Below are 20,122 nucleotides of genomic sequence, written 5' to 3' on the forward strand. Positions count from 1 at the left end.
CCACGGTTCAGCAGCCCCCGGCTCAGTCCGCCAACGGAGCCAGGGCCTCCAGCAGCTCCTCGGCGAGCGCGAAGTCGGGCGCCAGGTCGCGGTCGGCCAGGTCCGTGGGCAGCGGCCGGCAGGCCTCGAGCGCCTCGGCGAGCCGTCCACCCGGCTCGATCCCGCGCATCCGCAGCGCCCGCACCGCGCAGACCAGCTCCACCGCCACCAGGTGCCGGTAGGCGTCGACCACCGCACCCATCCGGACCGCAGCGGTCGTCGAGAAGCTCGCGTCGTCCTCCACCCCCGCGGAGACGCTGATCGTCTGGACGCTCGCCGGCGTGGACGCCTGCCCGCGGATCACCGCGAGGGCCGACCCCGCGGCATACTCCGCGATGAGCAGGCCGGACGCCCCGGTGGTGGGGTCGGCCAGGAACCGCGGCAGCCACGCGGCCGGGTCGGTGAGCAGGTGGCTGATCCGGGACTGGCCGGCCTTGGCCGAGCGGGTCAGCGCCAGCAGTGCCGTGTCCAGCCCGAGCGCGACGTATGCCGCGTGGAAGGCCCCGTGGTGCGCCGCCAGTCCGTCCGCGGCCAGGAAGACGGGGTTCTCCGAGGCGGTGTTGACCGAGGACTCGATGACCCGCCGCAGCGAGTCGAGGCTGTCGATCAGCGGACCGTGCACCTGGGGCCACGTGCGCAGTCCGAAGAAGTCCTGGATGTGCCGCGGCTCGAGGTGCTGCGGCTCCAGCAGGTCGCTCATCACCCGGGCCACCTCGGCCGCGCCGGGGAACGGGGTCACCGTCCGCACCGCCGGCCCGACGGCCTCGAGGTTGCCGTTGAGCGCGACCCACGTCAGTGCGCTGACCGTCAGCGCCGCCCGGGAGATCCGTTGCAGCGCATGGCAGCCCAGCGCTGCCTCGGCCAGCGTGAACGCGTGGCTCGACATCAGCGGCAGGGCGTCAATGGAGCGCACGGCCAGGCTGCGGTGGCGGTGGCCACCGGCCCGGGGGCGTTCGCCCAGCAGGGTCAGGCCGACCTCCGCCAGGGCGGTCAGGTCGCTGGTGCCCAGGGCGCCGTAGCGGTGCACCACCGGCAGGTCCTCCTCCGGGCCGCAGGCCATCTCCGCCAGGGCCAGCGGCAGGGCCGGCTCGACGCCGGAGCCGCCGGTCAGCAGCTGGTTCGCCCGGATCCCCAGCGCTGCCCGCACGATCGGCGCCGGCAGGGGCGCGCCCCACCCGGCGGCGTGGGAACGCAGGATCGCCACCCCGTGCGCCTCGGGCTCGCCCTCGACCGGCTGGTCGCGGTTGGCCCCGACACCCGTGGTCCTCCCGTAGAGCGGTCGCTCGCTGGCGAGCCGGTCGGCCAGGGACGCCGTCTTCGCCACGACCTGCAGCCCGTCCCCGGCCACCTCGAGCCGACCGCCGGCTGAGACATGTCTCATGGCATCGAGGTCGAGGCGGGTACCGTCGAGCACGACCGTGTCGGTGCTGGTGGCTGTCATGGTCCTGTCCCTGCGTTCGTAGGCCCGTTGTCGGTTAGGTTGATCGCCATGATCCGCTTCGACGGAGTCTCCAAGAAGTACCCCGACGGCACCGTGGCCGTCGACGACCTGAGCTTCGAGGCGCCGACGGGTCAGATCACCGTGCTCGTCGGTCCGTCCGGCTGTGGCAAGACGACGTCCCTGCGCATGATCAACCGGATGATCGAGCCCACCTCGGGGCGCATCTGGATCGACGACCAGGACACGACGTCGATGGACCAGGCCCAGCTGCGCCGGGGCATCGGCTACGTCATCCAGCACGCCGGCCTGTTCCCCCACCGCACCATCGTCGACAACGTCGCCACGGTGCCGCTGCTGCTGGGCTGGGACCGGCGCAAGGCACGCAGCACCGCCCTCGAGCTGATGGATCGCGTGGGCCTGCCGGCGAGCTTCGCCAAGCGCTACCCCTCCCAGCTCTCCGGCGGCCAGCAGCAACGCGTCGGCGTCGCCCGGGCGCTCGCCGCCGACCCGCCCGTGATGCTCATGGACGAGCCGTTCAGCGCGGTCGACCCGATCGTGCGCGAGCAGCTCCAGGACGAGTTCCTGCGGCTGCAGCAGGAGCTCGGCAAGACGATCGTCTTCGTCACCCACGACATCGACGAGGCGATCAAGCTCGGTGACCAGGTCGCCGTCCTCCGCGTCGGTGGGCACCTCGCCCAGATCGCCGAACCCGCGCGGCTGCTCGCCCACCCGGTCGACGACTTCGTGGCCGACTTCGTGGGCCGGGACCGCGGCTACCGTGCGCTGAGCTTCCAGCAGTCGCCGCCGCTGCCGGTCCGGCAGGAGCCCACCATCGGCATCGGCGCGACCCCCGAGGAGGCCCGCGCCGCCACCAGCGACGGCTGGCTGCTGGTCACCGACGACGACCACCACCCGCTGGGGTGGGTCGAGCCGCAGCACCTGTCCGGGCCCGTCAGCTCCGCGATGCTGCACCGCGGCGGGACGCTCGCCCGGGCCCACGGCCCGCTGCGCCACGCACTCGACGCCGCACTGTCCTCGCCGAGCCGCCGCGGGGTCCTCATCGACGACGACGGGGCGCTGATCGGCACGGTGCGGGCGCACGAGGTGCTCACCGCGATCGAGGAGACTGAGCGCCCGGCGGCGGAGCCCGCCATACCGGTCGGAGCGGACGGGGAAGGCGAGCTCCGGTCGTGACCTGGCTGCACGACCACCTCGGAGAGGTGCTGGACCTGACCAAGGCGCACATCTACCTCGCGGGCGTGCCGCTGGTCATCGGGCTGGTCCTCGCCCTGCCGCTGGGCTGGCTCGCCCGGCGGTTCCGCGTCCTCTACCCGCCGCTCATCATCGGCACCGGGCTGCTCTACACGATCCCGTCGCTGTCGTTGTTCGTCCTGATGCCGGTGATCATCGGTGGCAACATCCTCGAGCCCAGGAACGTCATCATCGCGCTGACGATCTACACCCTCGCGCTGCTCGTGCGCACGGTCGCCGACGGACTGGGCGCCGTGCCCGAGGACGTCACCCAGGCGGCCACGGCGATGGGCTTCAGCCGGGTCCGGCGCTTCTTCTCCGTCGAGCTGCCCCTGGCCGTGCCGGTGATCTCGGCGGGCCTGCGGGTCGCAGCCGTCAGCAACGTCAGCATCGTCAGCGTCGCCGCGGTGATCGGCGTCAGCCAGCTCGGAATGCTCTTCCTCGACGGCTACCAGCGCTTCTTCTACGACCCGATCATCGTCGGCCTCATCGCCTGCGTCCTGCTCGCGCTGGCCTTCGACCTGGTCATCGTCGGCATCACGCGGCTGCTCACGCCGTGGGTCCGTGCGCGGCAGGGGGCGTGATGTTCAACAGCATCTGGATGTGGCTGACCGACCCGGCCAACTGGCAGGGCGAGGACGGCGTGCCGCAGCGCACCGTCGAGCACCTGCAGTACTTCGCCGAGACGATGGTCGTCGCCGCCGTCATCGCCATCCCGCTGGGCCTCTACATCGGGCACACCGGCAAGGGGAAGCTGTTCATCGTCAACGTCGTCGGTGCCTTCCGGGCGATCCCCACGCTGGGCCTGCTCTTCGTCGTGACCCTGCTCCTCGCGCCCCGGCTCAAGGGCGACAACGCCTTCCTGATCCCGAGCCTGATCGTGCTGATCATCCTGGCGGTCCCGCCGATCCTGTCCGGCACCTATGCCGGTGTCGGCGAGGTCGACCCCGCCGCGCGCGACGCCGCCCGGGGCATGGGGATGACCGGCTGGGAGGTGCTGCGCAAGGTCGAGGTGCCCTGCGCCCTGCCGCTGATCTTCTCGGGGCTGCGATCGGCCGCGCTCCAGGTCATCGCCACCGCCACGATCGCCGCCACGGTCAGCCTCGGCGGCCTGGGGCGCCTCCTCATCGACGGGCTGTCGGTCCAGAACTACGGCAAGGTCGCCTCGGGGGCGATCCTCGTGGCACTGCTCGCGCTCGCGGTCGACCTCCTCTTCGCCCTCGGCCAGCGGTATGCCGTGTCGCCCGGCCTCAGCGGACGGTTCCGTAACACTCCGGCTGCGGATGATGACAGCCGCAGCACCGTCATCGATCCTGCTGTGCACGAGGCCGCGTAGGCCCCAACCAGAAAGAGACACCGATGAAGCGCCCGAAGATCGTCCTCGCCCTGACAGCCTCGGCAGCGATGCTCTCCGTCGCGGCGTGTGGGGGCACCTCCAGCAACCCGCTGTCGACCAACACCGCCGCCGGCGGCAGCTCCGCCTCGGCCAGCGGCAGCATCGTCGTCGGCTCCGCGAACTTCCCCGAGAACCAGCTCCTCGCCGAGATCTACGCCGGCGCCCTCGAGGCCAAGGGGCTCAAGGTCGCCAAGAAGCTCAACATCGGCAGCCGCGAGGTCTACATCCCCGCCCTCCAGCAGGGTGCTATCGACCTCATCCCTGAGTACACCGGCGTCCTGTCGCAGTACTTCAACAAGAACGCCAAGGCGACCGACGCCGACGGGGTCTACAACGAGCTCAAGGCCGCGCTGCCCTCCACCCTCACGGTGCTCGCCAAGTCCGCCGCCGAGGACAAGGACGCGGTCGTCGTCACCAAGGACACGGCGAACAAGTACCACCTCAAGTCCATCGCCGACCTGCAGGCGCACGCCAAGGACCTCACCCTCGGCGGCCCGCCGGAGTGGAAGACCCGCCCCACCGGCGTGCCCGGCCTGAAGAAGCTCTACAACCTGGACTTCAAGTCCTTCCGCGCCCTCGACACCGGCGGCCCGCTGACCGTCAACGCGCTGAAGAACGGCCAGGTCGACGCGGCCGACCTGTTCACCACCGACCCGTCCATCGCGGCCAACAGCTTCGTCATCCTCGACGACCCCAAGCACCTGTTCGCCGCGCAGAACGTCGTCCCGCTGATCACCAAGGCCAAGGTCACCGACACGATCAGCTCGGCGCTCAACGCGGTCTCGGCCAAGCTCGACACGGCCACCCTCGGCGAGCTCGTCAAGGAGGTCGTGGTCGACAAGAAGGACGCCGCGGTCGTCGCCAAGGAGTTCCTCTCCAAGAACTCCCTGGGCTGACCGCCCGGCACCCCGGCAACGCACGAGGCCGCCCCCACCAGCCGGTGGGGGCGGCCTCCGTCGTTCGCGTAGGCCGGCTGGCTCAGGCGGTCGGCGCCGGCTCCGGCTCGGGGGCGGTCGCCGTGGCGGCCTCGGGCTCACCGCCACGACGGACGGCGGCGAGGAGCATCTGCGCCACGTCGACGACCTCGACCTCCTCGCGGGCCTCGCCCTCGGACTGCTTGCTGGTCAGCCCGTCGGAGAGCATGACCCGGCAGAACGGGCAGCCCACGGCGATCCGGTCGGCACCGGTGTCCAGGGCCTCCGTCGTGCGGTTGGTGTTGATCCGCGTGCCGAGCTTCTCCTCCATCCACATGCGGGCACCGCCGGCGCCGCAGCAGAAGGACTTCTCCTGGTTGCGGGGCATCTCGCGCAGCTCCACGCCCGGCAGGGCGCCGATGAGCTCGCGCGGCGGGGAGTAGACGCCGTTGTGGCGGCCGAGGTAGCACGGGTCGTGGTAGGTGACCGACTCGGCGGTGGAGGCGACGTTGGCCGTGTCGGCCTCGGCCGGACGGGACACCGGCACCAGCTTCTTCTCGCGCACGAGGCGGTTGAGCAGCTGGGTGTGGTGGACGACCTCGTACTGCCCACCGACCTGCGGGTACTCGTTCTTGATGGTGTTGAAGCAGTGGGCGCAGGTGACCACGATCTTCTTCGCGCCGACCTCGTTGAGGACCTCGACGTTGGCCTGGGCCAGCATCTGGAAGAGGAACTCGTTGCCGGCGCGGCGGGCCGGGTCGCCGGTGCAGGTCTCGCCGTCGCCGAGGACGGCGAAGGAGACGCCGGCGGTGTGCAGCAGCTCGGCCACGGCGCGGGTGGTCTTCTTGGCGCGGTCCTCGTAGGCGCCGGCGCAGCCGACCCAGAACAGGTAGTCGACCTCGGCCAGGTCCTCGACGTCCTGCCCGGCGATCTTGACCTCGAAGGGGAGGTCCTTGGCCCAGTCGAGGCGGGCGCGGGCGCTCATGCCCCACGGGTTCTGCTTGTTCTCGAGGTTCTTGAACAGGCCGCCGAGCTCGGAGGGGAAGGCCGACTCGATGAGCACCTGGTAGCGGCGCATGTCGACGATGGAGTCGACGTGCTCGATGTCGACCGGGCACTGCTCGACGCAGGCGCCGCAGGTGGTGCAGGACCACAGCACGTCCTGGTCGATCACGGCGTCGGGGCCGTGCGGGTTGTAGGCGGTCAGCGGGCTGGTGATGTCGTAGCCGGTGTCGCCGACCAGCGCGACCTCGGCGGCCGCCTTGGTCTCCTCGGCCAGGCCCTCACGGTCCCCCTCGGCGGCCTGCAGCCACGGCGCCTTGGCGTAGGCGTGCTCGCGCATCGTCATGACCAGCATCTTGGGCGAGAGCGGCTTCTCGGTGTTCCACGCCGGGCACTGGCTCTGGCAGCGGCCGCACTCGGTGCAGGTGGTGAAGTCCAGCAGGCCCTTCCAGGTGAAGTCCTCGACCTTGCCGACGCCGAGCGCCGCGTCCTCGTCGAGCTCCTCGATGTTCTCGAAGTCGACCGTCTCGCCCTTGACCTTCAGCGGCTGCAGCGCACCGAGGGACGTGCGCCCGTCGGCGTGGCGCTTGAACCAGATGTTGAAGAAGGCCAGGAACCGGTGCCACGCCACACCCATGGTCGGCTGCAGCGAGATGGTGATCATCCAGACCATCGAGATGAGGATCTTGACCGCAGCGACGGTGACGATCGCAGCCTCGAGCCCGCCGACCGTCATACCGGTGAAGGCGTTGCCGATGAAGAAGGTGAGCGGGTAGTGCAGCGTGGTCGCGGTGGCCTCGCCGTCGGCCTGGCCGAGGGCGTACTCCAGGCCGCGCAGGGTCAGCACGCAGATGACGACGCCGAGGATGACCAGCTCGACGAAGTAGGCCTGCCAGAAGGTGGAGCCGAAGAAGCGGCTCTTGCGGGCCTGGGTGCGGGGGTGGTTCTTCTGCCGGATCGCGATGAGGGCCAGGATCCCGGCGAAGGAGAGCCAGCCGATGACCTCGGTGAGCCACTCGAACGGCGCGAGGTGGCCGATCAGCGGCAGGGCGAAGGTCTGGTCGAAGAGCTGGCCGTAGGCGGTGACCAGGGTGAAGAACAGCAGCCCGAAGGAGACCATGACGAACCAGTGCGCCGCGGCCACGACCGGCAGGCGCGACATGCGGGTGTGGCCGAGGAACTCCCGGAACAGGGTCGCCGTGCGGGCGCCCTTGTCGTCGGTGCGGGTCGGGTCGGGCTGGCCGAGCCGGAACACCGCGGTGAACCGGCCGATGGCCTTGGCGAACAGCGCCACCGCGACGACTGTGACCGCAAGGCAGATGACGAGGGCGGCGATCTGCAGGGCTGACATAGCGACGGAGTTTACGGACGAGTAACCCCGGCGTCGCTACCTGATGGTCCGTTGTGACCAGAGTCGCCCGAGGGGTGGTCACCGGACTTGCAACGTCATAACAATTCGTTGGAACATCCATAAGGCGCCGTTTGTTGTCGCCGAGTGAGACCTGAAGACTGTTGACCCTCGACCTGAAGGCGGTCCTCCCGTGCCCATCCATGACGACGTCACGTCCCTCATCGGCAACACCCCGCTGGTCCGGATCAACAGGCTGATCCAGTCCGGGGCGACGGTCGCGGCCAAGCTCGAGTTCTACAACCCCGCCAGCAGCGTCAAGGACCGCATCGGCGTCTCGATCATCGACGCCGCCGAGCGCTCCGGGGAGCTCAAGCCGGGAGGCACAATCGTCGAGGCCACCAGTGGCAACACCGGTATCGCGCTCGCGATGGTCGGTGCCGCCCGCGGGTACAACGTCGTGCTCACCATGCCCGAGACCATGTCCAAGGAGCGCCGCGCGCTCCTGCGCGCCTACGGCGCCGAGCTCGTGCTCACCCCGGGCTCGGAGGGCATGAAGGGGGCGGTCACCCGCGCCGAGCAGATCGCCGCGGAGCGCGGCGGCATCCTGGCCCGCCAGTTCGCCAACGAGGCCAACCCCGAGATCCACCGCCGCACCACGGCCGAGGAGATCTGGAAGGACACCGACGGCCAGGTCGACATCGTCGTCTCCGGCATCGGCACCGGCGGCACCATCACCGGCGTCGGCCAGGTGCTCAAGTCCCGCAAGCCGGGGGTGCAGATGATCGCGGTCGAGCCGGAGGAGTCGCCGATCCTCAACGGCGGCCAGCCCGGTCCGCACAAGATCCAGGGTCTCGGCGCCAACTTCGTGCCGGAGATCCTCGACACCTCGATCTACGACGAGGTCATCGACATCAACGCCGAGACCGCGGTGGAGTGGGCCCGCCGGGCCGCCAAGGAGGAGGGGCTGCTCGTCGGCATCTCCTCCGGTGCCGCCCTCGCCGCGGCCGCGAAGGTGGCGGCCCGCCCGGAGAACGACGGCAAGACGATCGTCGTGATCATCCCCAGCTTCGGTGAGCGCTACCTGTCCACCATCCTCTTCTCCGACCTGCTGGACTGACGGTCGTTGAAATCTTCACGAAAGCCTGAGCGAGATGGCTGTCTTGCGCTTGACTGAGGCTCCGCCGACCGGCCGCGCAGCGATCCCCCCTAACGCGCGCGGCCGGTCGGCCCTCGCCACGCTGCGCTCGGCGTGGGGCTCCGTGCGCGAGGACCTCGACACCGCCGTGGCACGCGACCCCGCGGTCGACACCCGGCTGGAGATGGCCCTCGCCTCGCCGGGCCTGCACGCCATCTGGGTCCACCGCGTCTCGCACCGCCTGTGGCAGCGGCCCGGCTGGCGGCTGCCGGCCCGCCTGCTGTCCCAGGTCAGCCGCGCGGTGACGGGTGTGGAGATCCACCCCGGGGCCCGCATCGGCCGCCGGTTCTTCATCGACCACGGAATGGGCGTGGTCATCGGGGAGACCGCCGAGGTCGGCGACGACGTGATGCTCTACCACGGGGTCACCCTCGGGGGCCGCTCCCTGCAGAAGGTCAAGCGCCACCCCACCGTGGGCGACCGGGTCACCATCGGCGCCGGGGCCCGCGTCCTCGGGCCGGTCGTGATCGGGGACGACGTGCAGATCGGCGCCAACTCGGTCGTGGTCAAGGACGTGCCCACGGGCGGTGTCGCCACCGGGGTGCCCGCGACCGTGCGCTTCCCCGAGCCGGGCCAGGACCCGCGTGAGGCGCTCTTCGCCGACCCGGCACTCTGGATCTGAGCCGACCCCACCCCACCCCTCCTGTCCTCGCGCTCTCCGCGAGGTCGACGAAACCCACACCTCCCGACCCGGGGGGTGTGGGTTTCGTCGACCTCGGCGCAGGTGCGGGACTCGCGTTCATCCCGCGGTCACCCGGGGACTGCCGTGCGTCTGCCTGGCGCTCCTACGGTCCGCGCCATGAGTACTTCCCCCAGCCGCGTCATGGTCGGTGCCCTCGCCCTCACGCTCCTCGCCGGTGGCGGCGTCCTCGGGGGGCGGCTCGCGCCTGCGACCGCGCAGCCCCGGCCGGCCGCGGTCGGCTCGTCCGTCGACCCCGTGCGGTCAGGTCGGCTGGACCTGGGAGCGCCCGACCTGCCGGAAGCGCGGTCCACGCGGGTCCTGCAGCCCGGGGTGACCCTGACCGAGATCAGCAGAGGCGGCGCGGACGCCCACCTGGTGTGGACCCTGGAGGCACTCATCCCCGCCTCCTCGAGCTCGCCCGACCCCGACGCGCCACCCCGGTCGATCTCCGACGAGGCCAGCGCCCGGGCGCAAGCCGACCGACTGGCGGCCAAGGGATTCCCCGCGCGGGTCGAGCGTGTGGCCCAACCGCAGGCGGCGGACGTGCCCGCCGGGACGCTGGGCTACCGGGTCAGGCTCGGCAGCTATCCCACCAAGGCCGAGGCTGACGCTGCCAACGCCCGGCTCGCGGCGGCGGGGGAGCACGCCTCGTCGGTCTACACGGGGTGGGACGGCAAACCCACGGATCGTGGGCCCTGGCATCTCAAGGTCGTCACCCTCGATCCGAGGGCCTTCCACGGCACCCTGGGCGCGTCATACGGACCGGACCTGCATGACCGGGAGACCACCTCGGAGCTCAGCCGTGACGCGGGGGCCACGGTCGGGGTGAACGCCGGCTTCTTCGTGCTGGACCCCACGGCCGGCGCGCCTGGCGACCCGGCCGGGGTGGGCGTCTACCGCGGGCAGCTCCTCTCCGAGCCCACGAACGGGCGCCCTGCGCTGGTCCTGCACAACGACGGCAGCCGTACCGGTGTCGAGCGCCTGACCTGGCAGGGCAAGGTCTCGGTCAACGGGCGAGCCGTGGGACGCCTGGACGGCGTGAACCGGGTCCCCGGCCTCATCCGCAACTGTGGTGGGGACGCCACCGACAGCCCGACCGCGCTGCCGCTGCATGACGTCACGTGCACCGACGAGAGCGAGCTCGTCGCCTTCACCTCGCAGTTCGGGACCCGGACCCCCTCAGGGCCCGGGCGGGAGGCCGTTGTCGACGCCCACCACGTCGTGCGGTCCGTGACCGCGGAGCGGGGCACCGCGCTCGCCCCGGGACTCACCACGGTGCAGGCCACGGGCACATCGGCGGAGGCGCTGGCGGGCGTCCACGTCGGGGACCGTCTCGACGTCACTGCCGGACTCGTCGGTGGTGACGGGCACGTCCGGGCAACCGACCGGGGGACCACCATCGTCAACGGCGGCCCCCAGCTGATGCAGGGTGGGCAGGAGCGCATCACCCAGCAGCGCGACGGGATGGTGCACCCGGGCGACCCGAGCTTCGCCTACGGCTGGGTCGTCAAGCGGAACCCGCGCACCTTCGCCGGCGTGGATGCCCACGGGCGCACGGTGATCGTCACGGTCGACGGGCGCAGCACGGACGACCTGGGGCTGAGCATCCCGGAGGCGGCTGACGTGGCGCGCTCGCTGGGCCTGGTTGATGCGATCAACCTCGACGGTGGCGGCTCGACGACCATGGCGGTGGGCGGTCAGGTGGTCAACCACCCCTCGGATGCGACGGGCGAGCGGCCGGTGGGCGACGCGCTGCTGGTGCTCCCCACCCGCCGCTGAGGACCGGTGACACACCTCCTCTGACTCCACGAAACCCAACTTCCCGCCAGGGAGGTGTGGGTTTCGTCGACCTCAGGGGCGGGAATGGCTCAGCCGGCGGGGGCGCCGTGCCGCCCGGCGCCGCCGGCGAACCGGCGGGCTCCCGCCAGGGTCTCCTCGGTGAGGGCGAACTGGCCGTGCCGCCACTCGTTGGCGATCGCCTCCTCCAGGTCCATGCCGTGCTGCTCCAGGGTGGAGAGCCGGTCGTGCCGCAGGCAGGTCTGCGGAAGCGCCGCCAGCTCACGGGCCAACTGCTGTGCCGCGGCCAGCGCCTGACCGGCCGGCGCCACCCGGTTGACCAGCCCCATCCGCAGGGCCTCCGCGGCATCGACGCTGCGGCCGGTGAGGATCAGGTCCAGCGCGTGGCTCTGCCCGACCAGCCGGGGGAGGCGGACGGTGCCGCCGTCGATGAGGGGCACGCCCCAGCGCCGGCAGTAGACGCCGAACACCGCACCGGGGTCGGCGACGCGCAGGTCGCACCACAGCGCGAGCTCGAGGCCTCCGGCCACCGCGTGCCCCTCGACGGCCGCGACCACCGGCTTGGACAGGGTCAGCCGGGTCGGCCCCATCCCGCCCGGTCCGTCCCCCGGCGCGGCGGGCAGCGGCGCGCCCCCGGCGACGGCCTTGAGGTCCGCCCCCGAGCAGAACGTGCCGCCTGCGCCGGTGAGCACGGCCACCGACTGACCCGGGTCGGCGTCGAACTCCTGGAACACGGCCGCCAGCTCCTCGGCGTGCTCGGCGTCGACCGCGTTGCGCACCTCGGGCCGGTCGAGGACGACCGTGGTCACGGCACCGTCGCGGGTGACCCTGATGCTCACGTGTCCTCCTCAGGGACAGCCGGTCGCGCCTGCACCCAGGTGTGATCCGGGGTGAGGTAACGGTCGACGACGAGCCCCGCGTCCTGCAGCGCCTGCTCGAACGCCTCGGTGCTCAGCGGCCGGGACCGGAAGGTGTGGGTCCACCGGGCGTCGGGGAAGACGTACTCGACCTCCACCGACCGCACGCCGTCGCCGACGTCGTGGGACGACAGAACCCGGACCACGCCGTCGCCGTGCCGCGTCTCGCGTGGGACCTGGTCGTGCCAGTCCGCGCCCTCGCGCTGCACCAGCACGCAGCCGTCGTCCACGACGTGCCGCCGGCAGGTCTCCAGCAGGCCCTGCCGGACCCGCGGGTCGCCGGCATGGACCAGGAACGACGCGAGCAGCACGACGTCGAAGCGATCGGCCAGGTCGAGCGTCTCGATGGAGCTGGCGACGGTGCGGGCACCGTGGATGCGTTCCAGCATCGCGGGGGACTCGTCGACCGCCGTGACCTCGAAGCCGCGCTCGAGCAGCGCGTGGGTCATCCGGCCTGCCCCCGAGCCCAGCTCCAGCAGCCGGGCCTGCGAAGGGACTGCCGCGGCGATGACGTCCGGCTCGTTCCCGACAGGCAGCCTGGCGTACAGCTGGACGGCGCAGCCGTCCGGCGTGATGTCCCCGGGTCCGGTCCCGCGGTAGCCCTCACGGGCCTGTGCCTGCACGTCGCCATGCAACCGGCTCGCTCGGGACCGTGCAAGCGCGCGGCTGCGGTTCCGCGCCGTCGGACACGCACGCGACGTGCCGTTCATGCCGCGAGGGTGAGGACCGCGGACACCGGCGAGGACGAGGCTCAGGCTGTGCCTGGCCTCGCGGGCCGGGCGGAGTGGAGGGGGTCATGTCGGTCAGCGTCTGTCGCGCAGGGGGCGAACGATGGAGTGTCGCCGGCGCCGAGTTCCGGGTTCTCGCGGACGGCAGCGCAGTCGAGGGACGGTGGGGCGTGGTGCAGTGCTCCATCGCCGCGGGGTGGACCGGCCCGCCGCAGCACATCCACCGCCAGCATGACGAGAGCTTCTTCATCCTGACCGGCACGGTGCGGTTCACCAGCGGCCGCGAGGAGCTTCTGGCCCCGCCCGGGTCCCTGGTCACCGCGCCGATCGGCGTGCCGCACTCGTTCGCCAACGCCGACAGCCGGACCCCGGCCAGCTTCCTGTGCACGGTGACGCCGGAGCGCTACCTCGGGTACTTCCGGGAGGTCGCCGCACTGCTCCCGGGTCCGGACGGTCAGCTCGACCCGGCTGAGGTCCTGGCCCTCATGAGTCGCTACGCCACCGAGCCATACCGTCCCGACTGACCAGCCTGCGTGCCTGCCTGATCCAGCGGTCCACGGAGTGGTTCGCGGGTGGGGTACCGGCGTACCTTCGGAATGAGAAGGCCCGGACTGCCGGATCCGAAGCAGCCGGTCTCTGGCGCAGGGGGGCGCGTCCAGCACGGACGCCCCGGTCCCCACCGGCTTCGTGGCGGTGGGGACCCGCCCTGACCCGCCCACGGGCCCGCGGCCTGGGCTTCACCGGGCAGGCAGGGACAGGGCGAGACGTCGGTATCGCGCGGCGCCGGCTTCAGGGGCCGGAGAGCAGGCCGCGCTGGATGGCGATGGACATGGCCTCCAGCTTGCTGTGTGCGCCCAGCTTGGCCGACAGGTTCGCGACGTGGTTGCGCACGGTGTTCACGCTCACGTCGAGCTCGGCGGCGATCGAGGCGTTGGACAGGCCCTGCGCGAGCATGGACAGCACCTCCTCCTCGCGCCTGGTCAGGGCCGGCTGTGCCCCGCCCGTGCGGGTGAGCCTGGGCAGCAGCCGGGCCAGCAGCTCCGGGGAGATGCTGGCCTCGCCCTGCGCGGCGGCCCGGACGGCGGTGGTCACCTCGGCCAGGCTCCGCGTCTTGGACAGGAACCCCGCGGCGCCGGCCTCGATCGCCCTGACGAGCACGTCATCGGAGCTCGCGCCGGTCAGGACCACCACGTTCATGCTGGGGCGCAGGGCGCGAAGCTCCGGGATCGCCGCCACGCCATCGCCGTCGGGCAGTCGGCGATCCAGGATCAGCACGTCGGGCGATGACGTCTGCACCCGCGCCCGTGCCTGGGCCAGCGTCTGTGCCAGGCCGACCGTGCTGAGATCCGGCTCCTCATCGAGGACGCGCGCCAGGCTGGCAGCGACGACCTCATGGTCATCGACGATCAGCACGCGAATCGGGCGCACGCCGTCGAGGTGGTCGTGGTGCCCGGTGTCGAGGGCTTCGTCCACGCCGCTCACCTCCCCGCGTCCTCCCTAGTATCACTGCACTAGGCCTCGTGGGGCGCCGGCATCGCCGAGCCGTCGGCGGGTGGCCGCACCATGGCCGTGTCCGAGGTGCCGACGAGGTCAGGCAGGTCGATGACCACCATCCGTGTCCTCATCGCCGACGACCACCCGGAGATGCTCTCCGCGCTGGTCACGGCGGTGGAGGCCGATGCCCGCTTCGTGGTGGCGGCCACCGCCACCAGCGGGGAGCAGGCTGCCCGCCTCGCCGCCGAGCTGCCGCTGGACCTGGCCCTGATCGACGTGCGGATGCCGGGCGGCGGTCCGGCTGCGGCCACCGCGATCGCCAGCCTGCCCGGGGCGCCGGTGGTCGTGGCCATCTCGGCCGAGACCGGCGTGAGCACAGTGGCGGCCATGGTGGAGGCCGGGGCAGTCGGATACCTGGCCAAGGGCCGCATCGGGGAGGCCCTGCCGGAGCTGTTGGCGCGCTGTGTCCACGGCGAGGTGGTGCTGGCCACCCCGACCGGAGCGGGTGCCCTGCGCGCGGTGCTGGGCGCCCGCCGCGCCGAGGCGGTCGACGCAGTGACCCGGGCGGCGGTGTGAGGGCTGCCGCGGTGCGGCTTGGCGAGCCTGCCGGAACCGGGCCGCGGACGCCGGGGCGTGCTTACCATGGCGGCACATCGTCACTGAGGCCCGACCTTGTGGGGGCGAACCGGGATGGAACAGCGCACGTGGCTCTCGGCCGAGGAAGGCCCGGACGTCGGCCCGCAGATCATCTTCGGGATGGACCCCACCGGCCGGTGCACCCTGTCACTCGGCTCGGGGCTGGCGGCGCTGGGGTTCCGCCCCGGCGAGATGGTCGGGACGGACCTGCTGGAGTTCTACCGCGACGACCCGCTGGGCACCGAGGCCCTGACCCGGGCACTGGCCGGAGAAGCCTTCCACGCGGAGAGGGAGTACATCGGCCGGCGCCTCTCGCTGTACTTCGAACCGGTCTTTGACGAGGACGGCACGCTCAGCGGAGCGCTCGGGGTCGCCACCGACGTCACCGAGCAACGCCAGCTCGAACGTGAAGCCCTCGCCGCCCGGCGCCGTGCCTACCACCTGGCCGAGCTCTCAACCGTCCTGACCCGCGAGGTCCTGGACCTGCCGGCCTTGCTCAAGGTGGTGGTCCGTGCCGTGACCGAGGTGGCCGGGCCGGCGGGGGTGCTCTGGCTGCGGTCCGCCGACGGTCAGCGGCTCACGCCGGCGGCCGCGTGGGAGGGCGGCCGTGCCGAGCGCGACATCGCCTCCATCCTGGCGAGCGAGGGGCATGACGCGGCGTCGTACACCCCTGAGGTCGCGGCTGCCGCGGCGCTGGCGGCCCCTACCGTGCTCGACCCGGATGCCCGCGCGAAGGCCGCAGCGCCCGGAGGTCCGCTCGGCCGGCTGGCGGCGTCGAGGACCGGAGGGGCCGTGTTGCGCGTGCCGCTGCACTCACGGGGTCAGCTCGTCGGCCTGGTCGACGTCGCCCGCACCGAGGCTGCCGGCCCCTTCCGCGACGAGGACATCGACCTGGTGGCCGACATCGCGGGGCGCGCCGCGCTGGCGGTGGACAACGCCCTGCTGCTCCAGGCCCACCGCCGGGCTCGCGAGGAGCTCGTGAAGTTCCAGGCCCTGGCGGACGCCTCGGACAACCTCATCGGCATCTCCGACACCGCGGGCAGCCTCGGGTACCTCAACCCGCGGGTCGCCGACATGGGGCTCGCCGCCGATGGCGAGGAGGCGTGGTCGGCGTTGGCCACCTACATCGGGCAGGAGCACGCGCAGGAGATCCGGGCTCAGCTGGAAACGGCCGGCCGCTGGTCGGGGCAGCTGCCCCTGAGTGTTGCTCACCAGGACGGCGGCGCTGCCGAGCGCATCGTCGACTTGGAGGTGTTCCGCCTGCACCACCCGGACACGTCAGCGGACCTGGGGACGGCCTGGATCGCCTCGGACATCACCGAGCTGCGCGCCACGGAGGCCGCGCTCCGGCTCGCCAACGCCGACCTCGGCCGGTTCAAGGCGCTCGTCGAGGCCTCGCCGGACTTCATCGCCATCGCTGGCCTGGACGGTGCCGTGCAGTACGTGAACCCGGGCGGACGCGCCCTCATCGGGTTGGGCGTCGACGTCGATGTCACGACGACCACGATCGCGGACTACCTCACGCCCGAGGGCCTGGTCGCCTCGTTGGCGGTGGAGCAGCCGGCCGTCGTCCGCGAGGGCCACTGGGAGGGGGAGTCCACCCTGCGCAGCCACAGCGGTGGCCCCCCGATTCCCGTGGCCATCGCCAGCTTCCTCATGCGTGACTCCCGCACCGGGGAGCCGTTTGCCCTGGCAACCGTGCAACGGGACATCACTGACCGTCTGGCGGCCGAGGCGGCGCTGCATGAGCTGGCCGAGCAGCGCGAGGCGCTGTTGACCCGGCTGGTCGATGCCCAGGATGCCGAGCGGGTCCGCATCGCCGCAGACGTCCACGACGACACGGTGCAGGCGTGCGCGGCGGTGGACCTTCGCCTGGGGCTGCTCCGACGTGGTATCCGGGAGCGGGCGCCGGAGCTCCTCGAGGAGCTGGAGGGCATGCAAGCCAGCGTGACCGGGGCCACCGAGCGGCTGCGGGCCCTGCTGTTCGACCTGGAGCCCCCGGACCTGAGCGGCGGTCTGGCCCCGGCGCTGGCCCGGGCAGCCGAGGAGGTCTTCGAGGGGGCTGCCGTGCGTTTCACCGTCGAGGGGAGCCGGGAGCCGGCCATGCCGGAGGCGACGCGGGCCATGGCCTACCGGATCGCCAAGGAAGCCTTGGTCAACGTGCTCAAGCACTCCCGGGCTGCGACCGTCGCGGTGAGGGTCACCGGCGCCGACGGGGGGCTCGAGGTCACCGTGCACGACGACGGCGTCGGGCCCGGAGCCGCGGTGAACGGGTCCACGCCGGGTCACCGCGGGATCGCCGGCATGCAGGACCGGGCCACCCTGGCCGGCGGCCGGTGCGACGTGGGCGAGAGCCCGCAGGGGGGCACGTGCGTGACCTTGTGGCTTCCCGGCCCCGGCCGGCAGTGACCCCCGCCGGCCCAGGCTCGCAGTGATCCCTTCGCACTAGGAGACCTGCCGCCCCTGCAACAGGCCGCGGCCATGGGGCGGGGCAAGAGTGGTGGGCACCGCGGACCGGAACGAGGAGTGCACGTGGACGGGTTGACGATCTCCAGCGAGTCCCGAGGGGCCAGCACCCTGGTCCGTGTCGGCGGCGAGGTCGACGCCTACACCGCCCCGATGCTTCGCGAGCGGCTGGACGCGGAGATCAGCGCCGGGCACACGCACCTCGTGGTGGGCCTGGAGGAGGTGAGCTTCATGGACTCCAGTGGCCTGAGCGTGCTGGTCGGGGGGTTGGCCGCGGCGCGGTCCCGGAACGGCTCGCTGTCCCTGGCCGGCCCCGACGAGCGCATCCTGAGGGTCTTGACCATCACCGGCCTGACCGACGTCTTCGAGATCTTCCCCTCCGTCGGCGCGGCGTGCGAGGCGGCCGATGGCGTGACCAGCCAGGTCTCCTGATCCCGATGCACTAGCGGGCCTGCTGCCGCCGTAACGGGTGCGGCCCCCGGTGCCGGGCACACAGTGGTGGTGCGCCGACCGGCCCATCCTCCCCCCTGCGGAGCCGGTGGACGCACGGTAAGGGCACCGACCGGCCCGTCCCCCGCATTGCGGGGCCGGTCGGTGCCCGTGCGAGACGACGATGTTCGCCTGGCCGGCCATCACGGGCAGGAGGAAGTCGCCAACGCCCGCATCGATGCCGCGTTGGTCGAGGACCGTGCAACACTTCTCCCCGGCGTCAGCGCCTTCGCCCCTGCGGGGGAGGCTGGCGCCAAGCCTGCGGGACGTTCGCGGGACGGCCAGCCCGATGGGCTCGTTCTTCCCGGCGAAACCGCAGGTCTGGAGGGCTCGCATAGTGGCCTAGTGCGGCGGTCTTGAAAACCGCTATGTCGGCAACGGCATCGTGGGTTCGAATCCCACGCCCTCCGCCCACCAGGATGCCCCCGGAGGTGCTGCGACCGGGGGTCTTTCTGTTGTCGCGTCCGTTCACCGGTCTGACGGGTTCGGGTGAAGGGTTGACCCCGCCCGGGTGTGGTCAAGTCTTCGCCCTGGACCGCCCCGCGGAGGGCTGGTCACCCTGCGCCGGGTCGGGGGAGCGCCGGCTGCCTGTATCCGGCGGGCTGACCTGCGAGGACGCTCGCACCGCGGGCGGGTGGCGTGTTGTCGCCACTTGTGCCAAAGGTCTGTTCCGCGAGGTTTCCCGTGGGTACCGTGATCGGGTCGAACAACGATGTCGGCGTGCGCAGGCCCGAGGGGAGCCCCGTCCCGTCAAGCCTGTCCGCGCCGCCAGTGGAGCGAGGCGTACGGATGCCATTGACCGCCGCGGGTGCACAGCCCAGTGAGGGCTACCGGCACGAGGCGTTCCTGTGGTCCGGCAAGGACGAGTTCCTGGCCGGCACCGTGCCCTTCGTCCAGGAGGCCGTCGCCCAGGGCCAGCCCGTCCTCGTGGCGCTCATCCGCCCCCGCATCGAGTGGGTCCGGCGCGAGCTCGGCGGCAGCCCCGAGGGGGTCGCCTTCGTCGACATGGCCGAGCTCGGGCGCAACCCGGCCCGCATCATCCCCGCCTGGCGGGCGTTCATCGACGACAACGGCGGCGGCTCCCGAGCGCTCCGGGGCATCGGCGAGCCGGTCTGGGCCGGGCGGCGTTCCCCCGAGGTCACCGAGTGCCAGGTGCACGAGTCGCTGCTCAACCTCGCCATCGGGCCGACCGTGCCGCTGTGGCTGCGCTGCCCCTACGAGGCCGACGCGCTCGACGGGGCGGTCATCGAGGAGGCGCACCGCAGCCACCCGCAGCTCGTGGAGCGCGGTGCGGAGCAGGGCAGCAGGCGCTACGGCGGAATGGCCCACATCCGGGCGGCGTTCGAGCTGCCCCTGCCCGAGCCGGCCGCCGGGCACGTCGACCTCGAGGCGTTCGGCGTCGCGGACCTCGGCCGGCTGCGTGCACTGGTCCGGCAACGGGCCCGCGACGTCCGCCTGGACCCGGACCGGGTCGAGGACCTCGTCCTCGCGGTCCACGAGGTGAGCGCCAACAGCATCGACCACGGCGGCGGGGGCGGGGTGCTGCGCGTGTGGCGCGAGCCCGACCGCATCGTGTGCGAGGTGCGCGACCACGGGCGCATCGAGGACGCCCTGGTCGGGCGGCGCACCCCGACCGGTGAGCAGGGCCGCGGCCGCGGCCTGTGGCTGGCCAACCAGCTGTGCGACCTGGTCCAGATCCGCTCACTCGCCGACGGCACCGCCGTGCGCGTCTCCTGCTGGCTCTGACCTCGGCCCTGACCTGCGACGACGGTCCCGGACGCGTGGCCGGCGCGGCGCGTACCACAGGGTCCTCGAGCTGGCGAAATTCAGGCCGTCCTTGTGCTGGATAGAACCCTGGCGGAGGCGAGTCATCGTGCTAACGTGACGACCGGTTGCAGTTGCAGTTCCTCGCAGGTCGAAGAAATGCCCGCCCATCAGCGGGCTTTTTTCATCAGAACGGGCATGTCCCGCAGGTGTGGGGGTAGTGCGGCAGCCTGGAGCCCGCGAGGTGTGGGCTCCATTGGCCACACAAGGAAATGAGTTATCCCCATGGCACAGGGCACCGTCAAGTGGTTCAACGCTGAGAAGGGCTTCGGCTTCATCGCCCAGGATGGTGGCGGCCCGGACGTCTTCGTCCACTACTCCGCCATCCAGACCAACGGCTACCGCTCCCTCGACGAGGCGCAGCGCGTCGAGTTCGAGGTCACCCAGGGCCCGAAGGGCCCGCAGGCCGACGCCGTTCGCCCTCTCTGAGAGTCGAGCTGCAGCTGACGCACTGACGTCACACAGCACGAAGCCCCCGGGACTCCTCCCGGGGGCTTCGT

At 71.9% G+C, this 20,122-nt stretch carries 18 protein-coding genes and 1 tRNA gene; 14 read left to right on the top strand and 5 right to left on the bottom strand.

The features are described 5' to 3' along the window. Nucleotides 1-22: 22 nt before the first annotated feature. A complete protein-coding gene (locus FB474_RS17975; RefSeq protein ID WP_141790236.1) occupies nucleotides 23-1,480 on the bottom strand; it encodes an aromatic amino acid ammonia-lyase in 1,458 nt (485 codons plus the stop codon). Nucleotides 1,481-1,528: 48 nt separating this feature from the next. On the opposite strand from FB474_RS17975, the gene FB474_RS17980 reads away from it, so the two are divergent. From FB474_RS17980 to FB474_RS17995, 4 genes are read left to right on the top strand one after another with little or no spacing between them, the layout of a single operon-like run. After that, nucleotides 1,529-2,674 (top strand): ABC transporter ATP-binding protein, encoded by a 1,146-nt coding sequence (locus tag FB474_RS17980; RefSeq protein WP_141790237.1) that lies wholly within the window; start codon nucleotides 1,529-1,531, stop codon nucleotides 2,672-2,674. Then, nucleotides 2,671-3,315 (top strand): ABC transporter permease, encoded by a 645-nt coding sequence (locus FB474_RS17985; protein WP_141790238.1) that lies wholly within the window; start codon nucleotides 2,671-2,673, stop codon nucleotides 3,313-3,315. Before FB474_RS17980 ends, FB474_RS17985 begins: the two co-directional genes overlap by 4 nt. After that, complete coding sequence (locus FB474_RS17990; RefSeq protein ID WP_141790239.1) at nucleotides 3,315-4,067, top strand: ABC transporter permease; 753 nt, start codon at nucleotides 3,315-3,317, stop codon at nucleotides 4,065-4,067. Before FB474_RS17985 ends, FB474_RS17990 begins: the two co-directional genes overlap by 1 nt. 23 nt (nucleotides 4,068-4,090) lie before the next feature. After that, nucleotides 4,091-5,023 carry an ABC transporter substrate-binding protein gene (locus tag FB474_RS17995; protein ID WP_141790240.1) on the top strand — a complete coding sequence of 311 codons (933 nt, stop codon included), beginning with the start codon at nucleotides 4,091-4,093 and terminating at the stop codon, nucleotides 5,021-5,023. Nucleotides 5,024-5,105: 82 nt separating this feature from the next. Here FB474_RS17995 and FB474_RS18000 read toward each other — a convergent pair whose 3' ends face one another. Next, complete coding sequence (locus FB474_RS18000; RefSeq protein WP_141790241.1) at nucleotides 5,106-7,394, bottom strand: (Fe-S)-binding protein; 2,289 nt, start codon at nucleotides 7,392-7,394, stop codon at nucleotides 5,106-5,108. A gap of 190 nt (nucleotides 7,395-7,584) precedes the next feature. Between FB474_RS18000 and cysK the strand changes: the two genes are divergently transcribed. The 3 genes from cysK to FB474_RS18015 all read left to right on the top strand — a co-directional run bounded on the left by cysK (nucleotide 7,585) and on the right by FB474_RS18015 (nucleotide 11,050). Continuing rightward, complete coding sequence (gene cysK, locus FB474_RS18005; protein ID WP_141790242.1) at nucleotides 7,585-8,511, top strand: cysteine synthase A; 927 nt, start codon at nucleotides 7,585-7,587, stop codon at nucleotides 8,509-8,511. Between the two features lie 34 nt (nucleotides 8,512-8,545). Continuing rightward, nucleotides 8,546-9,211, top strand: coding sequence for a serine O-acetyltransferase EpsC (epsC, locus tag FB474_RS18010; protein WP_141790243.1), 666 nt, complete (start codon nucleotides 8,546-8,548; stop codon nucleotides 9,209-9,211). Between the two features lie 177 nt (nucleotides 9,212-9,388). Continuing rightward, complete coding sequence (locus FB474_RS18015; RefSeq protein WP_246092599.1) at nucleotides 9,389-11,050, top strand: phosphodiester glycosidase family protein; 1,662 nt, start codon at nucleotides 9,389-9,391, stop codon at nucleotides 11,048-11,050. 89 nt (nucleotides 11,051-11,139) lie between these two features. Here FB474_RS18015 and FB474_RS18020 read toward each other — a convergent pair whose 3' ends face one another. Both FB474_RS18020 and FB474_RS18025 read right to left on the bottom strand, forming a co-directional pair. After that, the gene (locus FB474_RS18020) at nucleotides 11,140-11,907 is read right to left on the bottom strand and encodes a crotonase/enoyl-CoA hydratase family protein (RefSeq protein WP_141790244.1); all 768 of its coding nucleotides are present in this window, start codon (nucleotides 11,905-11,907) and stop codon (nucleotides 11,140-11,142) included. After that, the gene (locus FB474_RS18025) at nucleotides 11,904-12,608 is read right to left on the bottom strand and encodes a class I SAM-dependent methyltransferase (RefSeq protein ID WP_221632668.1); all 705 of its coding nucleotides are present in this window, start codon (nucleotides 12,606-12,608) and stop codon (nucleotides 11,904-11,906) included. The genes FB474_RS18020 and FB474_RS18025 overlap by 4 nt, the downstream gene beginning before the upstream one ends. Before the next feature lie 173 nt (nucleotides 12,609-12,781). On the opposite strand from FB474_RS18025, the gene FB474_RS18030 reads away from it, so the two are divergent. Continuing rightward, nucleotides 12,782-13,237: a cupin domain-containing protein gene (locus tag FB474_RS18030; protein WP_141790246.1), complete on the top strand. Its 456-nt coding sequence runs from the start codon at nucleotides 12,782-12,784 to the stop codon at nucleotides 13,235-13,237. A gap of 265 nt (nucleotides 13,238-13,502) precedes the next feature. On the opposite strand, the gene FB474_RS18035 is transcribed toward FB474_RS18030, so the two are convergent. Beyond that, nucleotides 13,503-14,186, bottom strand: a complete 684-nt coding sequence (locus tag FB474_RS18035; protein WP_185746254.1) for a response regulator — start codon at nucleotides 14,184-14,186, stop codon at nucleotides 13,503-13,505. A 129-nt stretch (nucleotides 14,187-14,315) separates the two neighbouring features. On the opposite strand from FB474_RS18035, the gene FB474_RS18040 reads away from it, so the two are divergent. From FB474_RS18040 to FB474_RS18065, 6 genes are all read left to right on the top strand, one after another. Further along, nucleotides 14,316-14,783 (top strand): response regulator, encoded by a 468-nt coding sequence (locus tag FB474_RS18040; protein ID WP_185746255.1) that lies wholly within the window; start codon nucleotides 14,316-14,318, stop codon nucleotides 14,781-14,783. A 114-nt stretch (nucleotides 14,784-14,897) separates the two neighbouring features. Next, complete coding sequence (locus FB474_RS18045; RefSeq protein WP_141790249.1) at nucleotides 14,898-17,252, top strand: PAS domain-containing protein; 2,355 nt, start codon at nucleotides 14,898-14,900, stop codon at nucleotides 17,250-17,252. A 123-nt stretch (nucleotides 17,253-17,375) separates the two neighbouring features. Beyond that, nucleotides 17,376-17,741 (top strand): STAS domain-containing protein, encoded by a 366-nt coding sequence (locus tag FB474_RS18050; protein WP_246092600.1) that lies wholly within the window; start codon nucleotides 17,376-17,378, stop codon nucleotides 17,739-17,741. A gap of 380 nt (nucleotides 17,742-18,121) precedes the next feature. Then, nucleotides 18,122-18,208, top strand: a tRNA-Ser gene (locus FB474_RS18055). Between the two features lie 379 nt (nucleotides 18,209-18,587). Then, nucleotides 18,588-19,544: a sensor histidine kinase gene (locus tag FB474_RS18060; protein WP_141790251.1), complete on the top strand. Its 957-nt coding sequence runs from the start codon at nucleotides 18,588-18,590 to the stop codon at nucleotides 19,542-19,544. Nucleotides 19,545-19,847: 303 nt separating this feature from the next. Beyond that, entirely contained in the window at nucleotides 19,848-20,051 is a 204-nt protein-coding gene (locus tag FB474_RS18065) for a cold-shock protein (protein WP_034805904.1), read from the top strand. Nucleotides 20,052-20,122: the final 71 nt, after the last annotated feature.

The organism is Oryzihumus leptocrescens, assembly GCF_006716205.1.
Classification (GTDB): Bacteria; Actinomycetota; Actinomycetes; order Actinomycetales; family Dermatophilaceae; genus Oryzihumus; species Oryzihumus leptocrescens.

Excerpts from the sequence above, each read along its gene's own strand:
- FB474_RS17975 (WP_141790236.1), bottom strand. The coding sequence starts at position 1,480 with ATGACAGCCACCAGCACCGACACGGTCGTGCTCGACGGTACCCGCCTC.
- FB474_RS17980 (WP_141790237.1), top strand. The coding sequence starts at position 1,529 with ATGATCCGCTTCGACGGAGTCTCCAAGAAGTACCCCGACGGCACCGTG.
- FB474_RS17990 (WP_141790239.1), top strand. The coding sequence starts at position 3,315 with ATGTTCAACAGCATCTGGATGTGGCTGACCGACCCGGCCAACTGGCAG.
- FB474_RS17995 (WP_141790240.1), top strand. The coding sequence starts at position 4,091 with ATGAAGCGCCCGAAGATCGTCCTCGCCCTGACAGCCTCGGCAGCGATG.
- FB474_RS18000 (WP_141790241.1), bottom strand. The coding sequence starts at position 7,394 with ATGTCAGCCCTGCAGATCGCCGCCCTCGTCATCTGCCTTGCGGTCACA.
- epsC (WP_141790243.1), top strand. The coding sequence starts at position 8,546 with ATGGCTGTCTTGCGCTTGACTGAGGCTCCGCCGACCGGCCGCGCAGCG.
- FB474_RS18015 (WP_246092599.1), top strand. The coding sequence starts at position 9,389 with ATGAGTACTTCCCCCAGCCGCGTCATGGTCGGTGCCCTCGCCCTCACG.
- FB474_RS18030 (WP_141790246.1), top strand. The coding sequence starts at position 12,782 with ATGTCGGTCAGCGTCTGTCGCGCAGGGGGCGAACGATGGAGTGTCGCC.
- FB474_RS18040 (WP_185746255.1), top strand. The coding sequence starts at position 14,316 with ATGACCACCATCCGTGTCCTCATCGCCGACGACCACCCGGAGATGCTC.
- FB474_RS18045 (WP_141790249.1), top strand. The coding sequence starts at position 14,898 with ATGGAACAGCGCACGTGGCTCTCGGCCGAGGAAGGCCCGGACGTCGGC.
- FB474_RS18060 (WP_141790251.1), top strand. The coding sequence starts at position 18,588 with ATGCCATTGACCGCCGCGGGTGCACAGCCCAGTGAGGGCTACCGGCAC.
- FB474_RS18065 (WP_034805904.1), top strand. The coding sequence starts at position 19,848 with ATGGCACAGGGCACCGTCAAGTGGTTCAACGCTGAGAAGGGCTTCGGC.